Raw genomic sequence first — 12,847 nt, forward strand, 5'->3', positions numbered from 1 at the left:
GGCTTTTCCCTGCGCTTGATTCTGATACCCCCTGGGGGTATGGTCTGGCGCATGGACGAGCACGAGCTGCATCAGCACGGTGGACACGAGGCGCACGGTGGGCGCGGCGGACATGGTGGACATGGTGGGCATGGGGATCATGCGGCGCAGTTCAAGGACCGGTTCTGGATCAGCCTGGTGCTGGCGGTGCCGGTGGTGTTCTTCAGCCCGATGTTCGGGGACCTGCTCGGGTACCTGCCGCCGGAGTTCCCCGGGTCGGGGCTGATCGCGCCGGTGCTCGGCACGGTGATCTTCCTGTACGGCGGGCAGCCGTTCCTGACCGGCGGCTGGAGCGAGCTGAGGACGCGCCGCCCCGGGATGATGCTGCTGATCTCGATGGCGATCACGGTGGCGTTCGTCGCGTCCTGGGTGACGACGCTGAAGCTCGGCGGGTTCGACCTGGACTTCTGGTGGGAGCTCGCGCTGCTGATCGTGATCATGCTGCTCGGGCACTGGCTGGAGATGCGGGCACTCGGCGCCGCGTCCGGTGCGCTCGACGCGCTCGCGGCGTTGCTGCCCGACTCGGCCGAGAAGGTGACCGACGACGGCGTGGTCGAGGTTTCGCTCCACGAGCTGCAGGCGGGTGACGTCGTACTGGTGCGGTCCGGCGGTCGGGTGCCGGCCGACGGAACGGTGGTCGAGGGTCAGGCCGAGGTCGACGAGTCGATGATCACCGGCGAATCGCGGCCAGTGTCGCGTTCGGTGGGCGACTCGGTCGTCGCCGGGACTGTTGCCACCGACAACGCTCTGCGCGTCGAGATCACCGCGGTCGGCGACGACACCGCCTTGGCCGGCATCCAGCGGCTGGTTGCCGAGGCACAGGCGTCGTCGTCGCGGGCGCAGGCGCTGGCCGATCGTGCGGCGGCGTTCCTGTTCTACTTCGCGTCGATCGCGGGGCTGATCACGTTCGTGGTGTGGGCGCTGCTGGGCAAGCTGGACGAGGCTGTCACGCGGACGGTGACCGTGCTGGTGATCGCCTGCCCGCACGCCCTCGGGCTGGCCATTCCGCTGGTGATCGCGATCTCCACGGAGCGGGCCGCGAAGGCCGGCGTACTGGTGAAGAACCGGCTGGCGCTGGAGCGGATGCGCACGATCGACGCGGTCCTGTTCGACAAGACCGGGACCCTGACGAAGGGCGAGCCGGCCGTCACCGGGGTTGCCGCAGTCGGGGCGATCTCGCGGGACGAGCTGCTCGCGCTGGCCGCCGCAGTCGAGGCGGACAGCGAACACCCACTGGCCAAAGCAATCGTCCGGGCACACGCTGCCCAGGCGGCCGGCGCCGACTCCACCGGCGCCCACGCCGTCGGCGCGCAGTCCGTCAATGCGCGGGAAGGTGGTGCGCGGGAGGGCGGTGTCCGGGTCGGCGGGGGAGCGGCGGCGGGTGAGGTTGCCGGTGGCAAGTTTGTCGCCTCGGAGTTTCGGTCGTTGACGGGGCGTGGTGTGCGGGCGGTCGTCGACGGAGCCGAGGTCGCGGTTGGTGGGCCGGCGTACTTGCGGGAGAACGGTCTGCCCGAGCCGGATGCGCTGGAGGTCGCGGTGGCGGTGTGGAAGGAGCGTGGCGCCGCGGTGCTGCATGTGGTGCGGGACGGGCAGGTGCTGGGGGCGATCGCGCTCGAGGACGAGGTACGCGAGGAGTCCAGGCAGGCGGTCGCCGCGCTGCACAAGCGTGGCGTGAAGGTCGCGATGATCACCGGCGACGCGCACCAGGTCGCGGACGCGGTCGCGAAGGAGCTAGGGATCGACGAGGTGTTCGCGGAGGTACTGCCGCAGGACAAGGACGCCAAGGTCGCCGAACTGCAGGCGCGTGGGCTGAAGGTCGCGATGGTCGGCGACGGGGTCAACGACGCGCCGGCGCTGGCTCGGGCCGAGGTCGGGATCGCAATCGGCGCCGGTACGGACGTCGCGATCGAGTCGGCCGGGGTGGTGCTGGCCGCGGATGACCCGCGGGCGGTGCTGTCGGTGATCGACCTGTCGAAGGCGAGCTACCGCAAGATGTGGCAGAACCTCGCGTGGGCCACCGGGTACAACATCATCACCGTCCCGTTGGCGGCCGGCGTACTGGCCTTCGCCGGGGTGGTCGTCTCGCCGGCTGCCGGTGCGGTGCTGATGTCGATCTCCACGATCGTGGTCGCACTCAATGCGCAGCTCCTGCGCCGGCTGGATCTCTCACCGCGACGGCTCGCCGCGTAGCCCGCTCAGCGTCACCGCCACCAGGCGCCGTACCGCCGCTTTCGACGGTACGGCGCCTGCCGCGCCGAGGGCGTGGACGACGTACGCCGCGAGCTCCTTCCGCGGTACGTCGGTCCGCACATCGCCGGCGGCGTACGCCGCGAGCTCTTCTGGCGGTACGTCGGTCCGCACGTCGCCGAGGCGCTCCGCGATGAACGTGATCATGTGCTCGCGGGCATGATCGACGTGCTGTTGCCGGTGCAGTGACGGGCTGGCTGTTGGCGGGTGGTCGTGACAGATGAAGGCGTAGGCCTCCAATACATCGTCGATGCGGTGGGTCCGCTCCCAGATGTCGGTGAGTTGCTGCAGGTGATCGGCGACCTGCCGCTGATGCCACGCGGAGAGGACCGCGTCGACATCGGCGAAGTACTTGTAGAGCGTGGCTCGCCCGACTCCCGCCCGCTGCGCGATCTCCGCCATGCTGACCCCGGTCAGGCCGGGCGGTTTGAAGGTGCTGTCCACGTCCGCCGAGCAGTTGGTCGTCGACCTCTGTACGGCGACCTGGACCATCCGCTCCACCCCCGACCACCTGATCCTCCGCCTCGACGCGGCCGACCCGGCCGCCCTCGAACAACAGAGCGCCCGGGTCGCGCACCGCATCGAGCAATTCGCCCGGCGGGACGACCTGAAGGTGGTCTGGACGCCGGCCGGTTCTCCGGAAGGAAATCGCCGCTGAGCGACGACTTCCTTCCGGAACGGCGGTCGGTCGGTCCTTCCGGAACGGCGGTCGGTCAGTCCCTCCGGAAAGGCCGCCGGTCAGGCGGCCGGCAGCCGCCCGAGCAGGCGTTGCATCGTGGCGATCTCCGTGGTCTGGGCGGCCTGGATCTTCTTGGCGAGGGCCATCGAGGAAGCGTCCTTGCCGGTGGATTGCTCGGTCTTCGCCATAGTGACCGCGCCTTGGTGGTGCTTGATCATCATGGTGACCCACATGCGGTCGTACATGCTGCCGGTGGCCTTGGAGAGGTCATCCATCTCCTGGGGGCTCATCATGCCGGTCATGGTGTGACCGGCATGCTCGCCGGGCATCGGGACCGGCTTGCCCCAGGCGGTCAGCCACCCGGACATCAGCTTGATCTCCGGGTCCTGGGCCGCCTTGATCGCGGTCGCGAGGTTCTTGACCGGGGCGGTCGTTGCCTTCTGCAACGCCGAGTCGGCCATCTCGACAGCCTGCTGGTGGTGCGGGATCATCTGCGACGCGAACATCACGTCCGCGTCGTTGAAGGTCGCCGCCGCTGAAGCCGACGGGGACGTCGAGGTGTGGCTCATTCCGGGCATGGAGCCGGAGCCGGAACCACCACAGCCGGCAACGCCGAACACAGCGGCGAGAAGTGCGGCCGAGGCCGCGATCGTACGGTAGACGTGCGTCATCACATTCCTTGGGTTGTCGTGTGGGTACGGCGGAACAAGGCGCACGTCGGCCTATATCCGCAGTACTCCCAAGGAAGACAGCACCAACCGTGGCGGCGACCGCTCGCCCAGGACGCGGCGCGGGCCGTAGACCGGCACGCCAACGGCGCGCCATACCAGCAGACTCCGCAGCCCGAGCAGGAGTGACAGCAACAGCACCAGCCCGGTCAGCACGGCAAGACAGGCGGTCCCCATCTGGTCCACCTCGTCGGCCAGGGCGACCTGCGCGCCCAGGGCGACCTGCGCGCCCAAGGCGACCTGCGCCCCCGGGCCGACGTGCGCGCCCGAGGCGGTGGCGTGGTGCATCGGCATCCCGGGGGCGGCCATCGCCGGGTCGTGGTGGGAGGTGAGGCCGTGCATCGCGAACACCCCGGCGACCACGGTGAGTACGCCGAGGATCCGGAACAGTCGCGCTCCGCAGTCGTGTATGCGTCCGGCCATCGCGGCAAGAGTACCGACCTGGGCGACCTGCACAGTCAGCACGCGCCGGGTGTGCACACTGGACAATGAAGCAGGCCGCCAGCGGACGTACGTTCGGTGAAATCCCAGAGCTGGAGGTCCCGATGGCCGGTTCTTCTGTTGGTGCTGACGACTACGCGCTCGCCCGGGTCCCGGAGCATGCGCGCTACTCATGGTGGTCCGTCGCGACCCAGCGGTTCGGGCAGATCTCGGCGCTCAGCCAGTTCCTGCTCGGCGCGACGCTGGGGTTCGGGATGAGCTTCTGGCATGCGTTCTGGGCGCTCACGCTCGGCGCGGTGATCCTCGAGCTGGTCGCGATCCTGATCGGCGTGATCGGCGCCCGCGAGGGGCTGCAGACGTCGGTGATCGCGCGCTGGACCGGGTTCGGCCAGGGTGGCTCGGCGCTGATCGGGCTGGCGATCGGGATCAGCCTGATCGGGTGGTTCGGGATCCAGTCCGCGGTGTCCGCGGCCGGCCTGAGCCAGCTGATCGGCGTACTCCCGACGTGGGGCTGGTCGCTGGTCTTCGGGCTGCTCGTGACGCTCGTCGTACTGCGTGGCTTCCACTCGATGGCCTGGGTCGCCTATGTAACTGTTCCGGCGTTCCTGCTGCTCGTCGGCTGGTCGATCATCAGCCAGCTGTCCAACCACAGCTTCGGCTCGCTGGTGAACGCGGCGCCGCCGGGTCCGCACCTGAGCCTGCTGGAGGGTACGACGCTCGTCGCGGGCGGCTTCATCGTCGGCGCGGTGATCACGCCTGACATGACGCGGTACAACCGGACCGTCGGAGACGTGGTCAAGCAGACGATCCTGGGCGTGACGCTCGGCGAGTACGTGATCGGGCTGGTCGGCGTACTGCTCGCGCATGCCGTTGGTTCGGCCAACGTGATCACGATCGTCACCTCGTCGGTCGGCTGGGTCGGCACGCTGGTGATCATCCTCGGCACGCTGAAGATCAACGACTGGAACCTCTACAGCTCCGGCCTCGGCGTGGTGAACTTCATCGGCACGGTCTTCGGCCGGCGGGTCAACCGGGCGGTCGTCACGCTGGTGGTCGGCGTCCTCGGCAGTGTGCTCGCGGCCGGCGGGATCCTGGACAAGTTCACCCAGTTCCTGATCGTGCTCGGCGTCGCGTTCCCGCCGATCGCCGGGATCATGGTCGCGGAGTACTTCGTGGTGAAGCGCTGGCGCCCCGACCTGGAGGCGTCCCGCACCGGCGGCACGCTGCCCCCGACCGCGCCGACGTGGGTCCCGGCCACGATCGTGATCTGGGTCGGCGCCGCACTGATCGGCAGGTACGTCGCCTGGGGCCTGCCGAGCATCAACTCCCTCGTGGTCGGCTTCCTCGCGTACGTCGTCGCAGGCAGACTCGGTCTGATCCGCGGCATCGGCACCAGCCAGACGATGAACCCCGACCCAGCCGCAGCGAACGCCGTACCCGCCACCAGCTAGCTCCATCTTTGAGAACCCACCAACCAGTTCACCGTCCGCAAAACGGTTGGTGGCTTCTCAAAGTCGGCGAAGGACGAACCAAACGGGAGGAACTGGAATGCGTATCGGTATCGATGTCGGTGGGACGAACACCGACGCCGTGCTGCTCGACGGCGAGGGTGCCGACGTCAACGTGCTGGCGGCGAACAAGTCCGCGACCAGCGCGGACGTGACGGCCGGCATCATCGACACCCTGGACCGGTTGCAGGCGGAGCGATCCTTCGACCCGGCGCAGGTGCAGGCCGTGATGATCGGCACCACGCACTTCATCAACGCGCTGATCGAGGCCCGGCGCCTCGCTCCGACCGCGGCCCTGCGGCTCGGTCTGCCCGCGACGGCGTCCCTGCCCCCGCTGGTCGACTGGCCGGAGCGGCTGGTCGGGGCGATCAGCGGGCGCAGCTACCTGGCGCACGGCGGGCACGAGTTCGACGGCCGGCACATCGCGGAGCTGGACGAGGACGAGCTGCGCCGGCACGCCGCCGACATGCAGCAGCACGGCGTACGGTCGGTGGCGATCTCGTCGGTGTTCTCGCCGGTGAGCAACGAGTTCGAGCTGCGCGCGGCCGAGATCCTGCACGCCGAGCTCGGCGACGACGTGGCGATCTCGCTGTCCCACGAGATCGGCCGGATCGGCCTGCTGGAGCGTGAGAACGCGACCATCATCAACGCCGCGCTCCGCGAACTCGCCGCGAGCATCGTCGACGGCCTGTCCGGCGCGGTCGCCGGCCACGGCATCTCCGCACCGCTCTACCTGAGCCAGAACGACGGCACGCTGATGGACGTCGACTTCGCCCGCCGGTACCCGGTGGCCACGTTCGCGTCCGGGCCGACCAACTCGATGCGCGGGGCTGCCCTGCTGTCCGGTCTGGATACCTGCGCGGTGGTCGATGTCGGCGGTACGACGAGCGATGTCGGCGTACTCACCCACGGGTTCCCGCGGGAGGCGACCACCGAGGTCGACGTGGCCGGGGTACGGACGAACTTCCGGATGCCCGACGTACTCAGCATCGGCATCGGCGGCGGCAGCTTGGTGGCCTCAAGCAACGACCTGGTGACGGTCGGTCCGCGGTCGGTGGGATACCGCCTGACCGAGGAAGCGCTGGTCTTCGGCGGCAAGACGCTCACCGCGACGGACATCGCCGTCGCGGCCGGCCGGGCTCTCGTCGGCGACGCGGACGCGGTCGCGGACCTCGACCCGACGCTGGTGAAGGCCGCGCTCGCCCGGGTGGCCGCGGACATCGCGGACGCGGTGGAGCGGATGCGTACGTCGCCGGAGCCGCTGCCGGTGGTGGCGGTCGGCGGCGGGTCGATCCTGCTGCCGGACGATCTGCCCGGGAGCCTCGCCGTACATCGGCCGGAGAACTTCGCGGTCGCGAACGCGATCGGCGCCGCGATCGCGCAGGTCGGCGGCGAGGTCGACCGGGTGTACGCGATCGACCCGGGCCGCCGCGACGCGGTCGTCGACGAGGCACGCCAGGAGGCCGTCGACCGCGCGATCGCGGCCGGCGCCGACCCCGCGGCCGTACGGATCGTGGACTTCGACGAGGTCCCGATCCCGTACCTCCCCGGCAACGCGACCCGCATCCGCTGCAAGGCGGTCGGCGACCTGCGGCTGGGTGAGACCCGATGAGCGCGGATCTCCAGGCCATCACAATCGAGCGCCGAGACGGCGGCCACGCGGGGCATGCGGCGGAGAGCGCAATTGTGATGGCCCTGGGATCCGGGGCTCGCGTCGCAGGAGTGGAGTGGTTGCGATGAAGTTGCGTGCCGAAGACCTGGGTGCGCTTGCGCGGGGTGCCGCTGTGCTGGGGACTGGTGGGGGTGGTGATCCGCATATCGGGCGGTTGCTGGCGCAGCAGGCGTTGAAGGAGCACGGGCCGGTGGAGGTCGTTGCCGTCGGCGACCTTCCGGACGATGCGTGTGTACTGCCGGTCGCGATGATGGGCGCGCCGACCGTGATGGTGGAGAAGCTGCCCTCGGCCGACCAGATCTCGGTCGCCGTACAGACGCTGGCGAAGTACGTCGGAAAGACGCCGACCCACCTGGCCTGTATCGAGGCCGGCGGCGTGAACTCGACCGTACCGGTGATCGCGGCCGCACAACTCGGCCTGCCCCTGGTGGACGGCGACGGGATGGGCCGAGCGTTCCCCGAGTTGCAGATGGTGCTGCCGACGCTCGCCGGGATCGAGGCGACCCCGATGGCGATCGTCGACGAGAAGGGTAACCGCGGCGTCTTCGATACGGTCACCAACGAATGGGCCGAACGCCTCGCCCGCTCGGCCACCGTCGACATGGGCTGCTCCGCGATCGTCTCGCTGTACGCGATGACCGGCGCCGAGGTCCGCGGCTCGTTCGTCGCCGGGACGCTCAGCAAGTGCGTCACGATCGGCCGGGCGATCGAGCGGGCGCAGCGGATGCACAGCGACCCGGTAGCTGCCGTGGTGGACGAGCTGGGCGGGCGGCTGCTGCACCTGGGCAAGGTCGTCGACGTACAACGCCGTACGACGACCGGATTCGCGCGCGGTGATGCGGCCGTCGACGGGCTGGACGCGTCTCAAGGGCGGCTGCTGACGCTGCGCTTCCAGAACGAGCACCTGGTCGCGGAGCTCGACGGTACGGCGGTGGCGACCACGCCGGACCTGATCATCGTGCTCGACACCGAGTCCGGCGAACCGATCACCACCGAGGCACTGCGGTACGGCCATCGGGTGAGCGTGCTCGCCGCGCCCGCCGACGACCGCTGGCACTCGCCGGCCGGCATCGACCTGGTCGGCCCGCGGTACTTCGGCTACGACCTGGACCCGATCCGCGCCCTGGAGACAGCATGACCGAGCGAAGCGAGGGCATCAGAAAGCACAGTGTGATTCGCTCAGGCCCGCCCGGAGCGAAGCGAGGACGGGCATGAGCTGGCAACTGGACATCGCGCATCTGAAGGATCTCGCCCGCGGCGCGGCGATCCTCGGGACCGGCGGCGGCGGCGATCCGTTGATCGGGCGGTTGCTGGTCGAGCAGGCGATCCGCGAACACGGGCCGGTGACCGTACTCGATCCGGACGAACTGGACGACGACGCGTTCGTGATCCCGACCGCGCAGATGGGCGCGCCGACCGTGATCGTGGAGAAGATCCCGCGCGGCAGCGAGCCGGTCGGCGCACTGCGGGCGCTGGAGAAGCACCTCGGCCGCCACGCCGACGCCACGATGCCGATCGAGTGCGGCGGCATCAACTCGATGATCCCGCTGCTGGTCGCGGCCCGGACCGGGCTGCCGGTCGTCGACGCGGACGGCATGGGGCGGGCGTTCCCGGAGCTGCAGATGGAGACGTTCTCGGTGTACGGCGTACCGGGGTCGCCGATGGCGATCGCGGGGGAGCACGACGAGACCGTGGTGATCGACACCGGCACGGACAACAAGCAGATGGAGTGGCTGGCGCGCGGGATCACGATCCGGCTCGGCGGGGTCGCGCACATCGCGGAGTACTCGATGACGGGTGCCGAGGTGAAGCGGACCGCCGTACCGCGGACGTTGTCGCTCGGGCTGTCGATCGGGCGCGCGGTGCGGGAGGCGCGGGCGGCGCACGAGGACCCGGTCGAGGCGATCCGGGCCGCGCTGGCGCCGACGTTGTACAGCCACCTGCGGGTGCTGTTCCGCGGGAAGGTCGTCGACGTGGAACGCCGTACGCTCGAAGGCTTCGCGCGCGGGCGGGCGCGGTTCACGGGGTACGACGGTACGTCGCAGCTGGAGCTCCGCTTCCAGAACGAGAACCTGGTCGCGGAGGTCGACGGCGAGGTGGTGTGCACGGTGCCGGACCTCATCTGCGTGCTGGAGGCGGACACTGCGGAGCCGATCACCACCGAAGGCCTGCGCTACGGGCAGCGCGTGACGGTCGTGGGCATCTCGACGCCGGACCTGATGCGTACCCCGGAGGCGCTGGCGGTGTTCGGCCCGTCGTGCTTCGGCCTGGACGTCGAGTTCAACCCCGTCGAACGCCACGCCCTCGTCCCGTAGGGATCCCCAGCCCCCGGCCCGCCGCGCTGACCCCTCCACGGCGGGCCGGGATTCCACCCCGCAGGTCCACGGCGAGGCGTCGGGCGGGGGTTCCGTTTCAGTGGTTAACCCCTGAGACGGACCGTTCACGGGGCGCATGCCGGGGGCGAACCGGCCAGCTGAGGGGTTAACCCCTGATGCGTTGGCTGATGCGTTGACCGCGATTCGGACGGGGGCGTCGACGGCAGCCCCGGCGACGGGGACGTCAGGCGAGGGCGCACTGGTTTGGTGCCGTTGACCGGTGGTCCGGGGGTGCGGTGGGAGGATCGGCCCATGAGCACGGTCGTCCGGGAGCAGGATCTGGGGGCGCTGGTCGTTGGGGTCACGCTGCTCGGCTCCGGTGGTGGGGGCGATACGGGCGCCTTCGGGCGGATGTTGCGGCGGCGGCTCGGAACGGGGGAGTTGGTACTGCGGGACGCCGTGGACCTGCCTGGTGTTTCGGTGAGTCCGATCGGGGTGGTCGGGGCGACCAGTGTGTTGATGGAGAAGCTGCCCAGCGGAGGGGAGTTCGAGACGGCGGTACGGGCGGTCAGCCGGTGGACCGGGGTGGACGTGACCGCGCTGATGTCGTTGGAGGCCGGTGGGCTGAACGGGCTGACGCCGTTGATCGCTGCGCTGGACCTGGGGCTGCCGGTGGTCGACGCGGACCTGATGGGGCGTGCCTTGCCGCGGTTGGACCAGTTCTCGTGGGCGGTGGCCGGGCGGTCGCTGACGCCGTGTGCGCTCAGTGAGCCGAGTGGGCAGGTGATCGTGGTCGACAACGTCGACGCGGCGGGTCTGGAGCGGGCTGTACGGAGCTTTGTCGCTCAGACGGGTGGATGGGCGGTGCTGGCGCTGGCACCGACGCCGATCGAAGCTGCGGCCGTTGATGCGGTCGAAGGGAGTCTTACGCGGGCACTGGCGCTTGGCCGGGCGCATGCTGCGCTTGAGCCTGGGGCGGTGCCGGCAGCTGTTGCTGACGGTTTGGGTGGGCGCTTGCTGGGGAGCGGCCGGGTGGTGGAAGTTGCTCGGCATGTGATCGCTGACGGTGGTGCGGCGTTCGGCCGCGGGAGCCTGTGCGTGGTCGACTCCGCCAGTCGAGCAGTCATCCGCATCGAGACCGAGAACGAGTACCTACTCGCCCTGGTCGACGGCACACCAGTAGTCACCACACCGGACCTCCTGTGCGTTTTGGACCGCCGTACCCTGCAACCGATCGCCGTAGACGCCGTACGCACCGGCGACGAGGTAGTCGTCGTGGCTCTCCCCGGCCCCACCTGGTGGCACCACCCCGATCGCCTCCCGCACGTAGGCCCAGAAGCCTTCGGCCTAGCCTGCCCAGCTCAACTCCTGGAAGCCTCGTGACAACCCTGTTTCCGACCTTGACCGCCATGCTCGCCTCCCCGGGCTGGCGGGGTGTGGTGGTCCTCGCCGGAGCCCCAGGTGACGACGCAACTGGCGCCGAGGTCTCGGCTGCTGCCGATACGGGTGCTAGAGGTGCACCCGCCCGCGGTGCCGGCGCTAGCGGCACGGGTGCTGGAGGTTCACTCACCCGCGGTGCGGCTGCTAGCGGCACGGGTGCTGGAGGTTCACTCACCCGCGGTGCGGCTGCTGGTGGGGTGGCTGCTGGAGGTGCACCCGCACGCGGCGCCGGTGCTGCCAACACGGGAGTTGGAGGTTCGCCTGTCCGCGGTGCTGGTGGGGTGGGGTCTCGGCTTAGTGGGTCTTCTGTGGTGTTGGGGGTGGGGGCTCAGCCGGAGGGGCTTGAGGGGAGGGTGCTTGTTGTGTTGGTGGTTGAGGACCACCGGGACTGGCGGGTTGATGCTCTGATCAGCCGTGCCTCGGCTGCGGGGGCTGGGGCCTTGTTGCTGGCGGGGACTGAGCCTTTGGGGCGTGGGGCTCAGTTGTTGGCGGAGCGGTTGCAACTGCCGGTCTTGGGGTGTGCTGATCCCTTGGCGGCGCATGAATATCTTCGGCGCGTGACCGCCGAGCCTGAGGTGGTGCGTTCAGACCTGGTACTACGGGCGGTGTCGGAGCTCAGGCGGGCAAGTGGTGATCTTGCGTCGGTACTGCGGACAACGTCCGGCGTGCTGGACCGTGCTGTAACGCTGGCGGGTGCTGACGGCGGCACGCTTGCCGGTGAACCGCTGGAGCCGGAGGAGCGCGCGGCGCTGGTGGACGTGTTGCCACAGGTACCAGTGGCATGGGCTGCGCCGTACCGGGTCGACCTGCCGAGTGGGGCCGTACTCATCGCGGTTGCGGTGCTCAGCGTCGGCCCTGTGTGCTGGCTGGTTGCACGGCTGCCCGGTGTGGTCCCGGCTGAGGTTGCCGCCGTACCTGAGGTGCTGACTGTGGTCGCGCCAGCCGTGGGTGAGCGGTTGGCGCTCAGGCGGCTGGAGCTGGAGCGAGACGCACGCCAACGTACGTCGCTGCTGGGGGAGCTGCTGCACGGTGAGCCGTCAGAGGCGACAAGACGGCGCGCGGTCGACCTGGGGTGGCAGCTCGACGGCTGGCACACCGGGATCCGGCTCGGTGCCGACGGGCAGGTGGACGTGGCCGGTCGACGTACGGACGTCGTGGAGGCGTTCGACGCGGAGGGTCTGCGGGCGGTGGTGGTGGAGCAGGGCGACGGCTGGTCCGCGTGGATCACCGCCGTACGCGAGCCGACCGCCACCGAAGTACAACAGCAAGCCGCCGCCATCCGCCGAGTCCAGCGCCGCCTCGTGCAGACGGTCGACACGTACGTCGGGGTTGGCCGCGTCCAGCCTGGTCCGAGCGGTATCGCTGTCACGCTGGCGGAAGCGGGTGACGCGGCCGGCCTGGCGCGGGGGCGTGCCGAGACCGGGCGGTTCCTGCACGTCGACCGGCTCGGGTTGGCGCAACTGCTGCTCGCCTGGACCCGCACAGACACGTTCCAGCCTGCCGCGCAGGCGCTCCTCGCTCCCATCAAGGACCAGCCCGGCGACCTGGTCACCACACTGGCCGTCTACCTGGACACCGAGTCATCCCTCGCCGAAACCGCCGCCGTCCTCGGCATCCACCGCAACACAGCGTCGGCCCGCATAGCCAAGATCCAGCACCTTCTAGGCGTAGACCTCACCAACCCCGACGAACGCCTAGCCCTCCACCTAGCCTCCCGCACATCACCCACGCAATAGCCCCGCGCCACACACGGGGAGGGGGAGGACGCCCGCTTGTGG

11 protein-coding genes are annotated in these 12,847 nt (G+C 69.8%); 8 read left to right on the forward strand and 3 right to left on the reverse strand.

The window, feature by feature from the left end; translation table 11 throughout:
• The first annotated feature begins 51 nt into the window (after positions 1-51).
• A complete protein-coding gene (locus JOF29_RS08615; RefSeq protein ID WP_245357508.1) occupies positions 52-2,229 on the forward strand; it encodes a heavy metal translocating P-type ATPase in 2,178 nt (725 codons plus the stop codon).
• Here JOF29_RS08615 and JOF29_RS08620 read toward each other — a convergent pair.
• Positions 2,206-2,688 carry a TetR/AcrR family transcriptional regulator gene (locus tag JOF29_RS08620; protein ID WP_209693689.1) on the reverse strand — a complete coding sequence of 161 codons (483 nt, stop codon included), beginning with the start codon at positions 2,686-2,688 and terminating at the stop codon, positions 2,206-2,208. The genes JOF29_RS08615 and JOF29_RS08620 overlap by 24 nt on opposite strands.
• Between JOF29_RS08620 and JOF29_RS08625 the strand changes: the two genes are divergently transcribed.
• Positions 2,687-2,944: a DUF2218 domain-containing protein gene (locus tag JOF29_RS08625; protein WP_209693690.1), complete on the forward strand. Its 258-nt coding sequence runs from the start codon at positions 2,687-2,689 to the stop codon at positions 2,942-2,944. The two genes, JOF29_RS08620 and JOF29_RS08625, sit on opposite strands and share 2 nt — an antisense overlap.
• Positions 2,945-3,024: 80 nt before the next feature.
• Here JOF29_RS08625 and JOF29_RS08630 read toward each other — a convergent pair whose 3' ends face one another.
• Entirely contained in the window at positions 3,025-3,636 is a 612-nt protein-coding gene (locus JOF29_RS08630; protein ID WP_209693691.1) for a DUF305 domain-containing protein, read from the reverse strand.
• 51 nt (positions 3,637-3,687) lie between these two features.
• Positions 3,688-4,158, reverse strand: a complete 471-nt coding sequence (locus JOF29_RS08635) for a DUF6153 family protein (RefSeq protein ID WP_209693692.1) — start codon at positions 4,156-4,158, stop codon at positions 3,688-3,690.
• Between the two features lie 80 nt (positions 4,159-4,238).
• On the opposite strand from JOF29_RS08635, the gene JOF29_RS08640 reads away from it, so the two are divergent.
• From JOF29_RS08640 to JOF29_RS08665, 6 genes are all read left to right on the forward strand, one after another.
• A complete protein-coding gene (locus JOF29_RS08640) occupies positions 4,239-5,585 on the forward strand; it encodes a purine-cytosine permease family protein (protein ID WP_209693693.1) in 1,347 nt (448 codons plus the stop codon).
• A gap of 97 nt (positions 5,586-5,682) precedes the next feature.
• On the forward strand, positions 5,683-7,254 hold the full coding sequence (locus JOF29_RS08645; protein ID WP_209693694.1) for a hydantoinase/oxoprolinase N-terminal domain-containing protein: 1,572 nt from the start codon (positions 5,683-5,685) through the stop codon (positions 7,252-7,254).
• 124 nt (positions 7,255-7,378) lie between these two features.
• Positions 7,379-8,452, forward strand: a complete 1,074-nt coding sequence (locus tag JOF29_RS08650) for an S-methyl thiohydantoin desulfurase family protein (RefSeq protein ID WP_209693695.1) — start codon at positions 7,379-7,381, stop codon at positions 8,450-8,452.
• A 73-nt stretch (positions 8,453-8,525) separates the two neighbouring features.
• Positions 8,526-9,629 (forward strand): S-methyl thiohydantoin desulfurase family protein, encoded by a 1,104-nt coding sequence (locus JOF29_RS08655; RefSeq protein WP_209693696.1) that lies wholly within the window; start codon positions 8,526-8,528, stop codon positions 9,627-9,629.
• A 312-nt stretch (positions 9,630-9,941) separates the two neighbouring features.
• Complete coding sequence (locus JOF29_RS08660; RefSeq protein ID WP_209693697.1) at positions 9,942-11,012, forward strand: DUF917 domain-containing protein; 1,071 nt, start codon at positions 9,942-9,944, stop codon at positions 11,010-11,012.
• Between the two features lie 614 nt (positions 11,013-11,626).
• Positions 11,627-12,805: a PucR family transcriptional regulator gene (locus JOF29_RS08665; RefSeq protein ID WP_209693698.1), complete on the forward strand. Its 1,179-nt coding sequence runs from the start codon at positions 11,627-11,629 to the stop codon at positions 12,803-12,805.
• Positions 12,806-12,847 lie beyond the last annotated feature (42 nt).

This window comes from Kribbella aluminosa, from assembly GCF_017876295.1.
Classification (GTDB): domain Bacteria; phylum Actinomycetota; class Actinomycetes; order Propionibacteriales; family Kribbellaceae; genus Kribbella; species Kribbella aluminosa.

Coding starts and splice junctions, on each gene's coding strand:
- JOF29_RS08615 (WP_245357508.1), top strand. CDS start 52: ATGGACGAGCACGAGCTGCATCAGCACGGTGGACACGAGGCGCACGGT.
- JOF29_RS08625 (WP_209693690.1), top strand. CDS start 2,687: ATGCTGACCCCGGTCAGGCCGGGCGGTTTGAAGGTGCTGTCCACGTCC.
- JOF29_RS08620 (WP_209693689.1), bottom strand. CDS start 2,688: ATGGCGGAGATCGCGCAGCGGGCGGGAGTCGGGCGAGCCACGCTCTAC.
- JOF29_RS08630 (WP_209693691.1), bottom strand. CDS start 3,636: ATGACGCACGTCTACCGTACGATCGCGGCCTCGGCCGCACTTCTCGCC.
- JOF29_RS08640 (WP_209693693.1), top strand. CDS start 4,239: ATGGCCGGTTCTTCTGTTGGTGCTGACGACTACGCGCTCGCCCGGGTC.
- JOF29_RS08645 (WP_209693694.1), top strand. CDS start 5,683: ATGCGTATCGGTATCGATGTCGGTGGGACGAACACCGACGCCGTGCTG.
- JOF29_RS08650 (WP_209693695.1), top strand. CDS start 7,379: ATGAAGTTGCGTGCCGAAGACCTGGGTGCGCTTGCGCGGGGTGCCGCT.
- JOF29_RS08655 (WP_209693696.1), top strand. CDS start 8,526: ATGAGCTGGCAACTGGACATCGCGCATCTGAAGGATCTCGCCCGCGGC.
- JOF29_RS08660 (WP_209693697.1), top strand. CDS start 9,942: ATGAGCACGGTCGTCCGGGAGCAGGATCTGGGGGCGCTGGTCGTTGGG.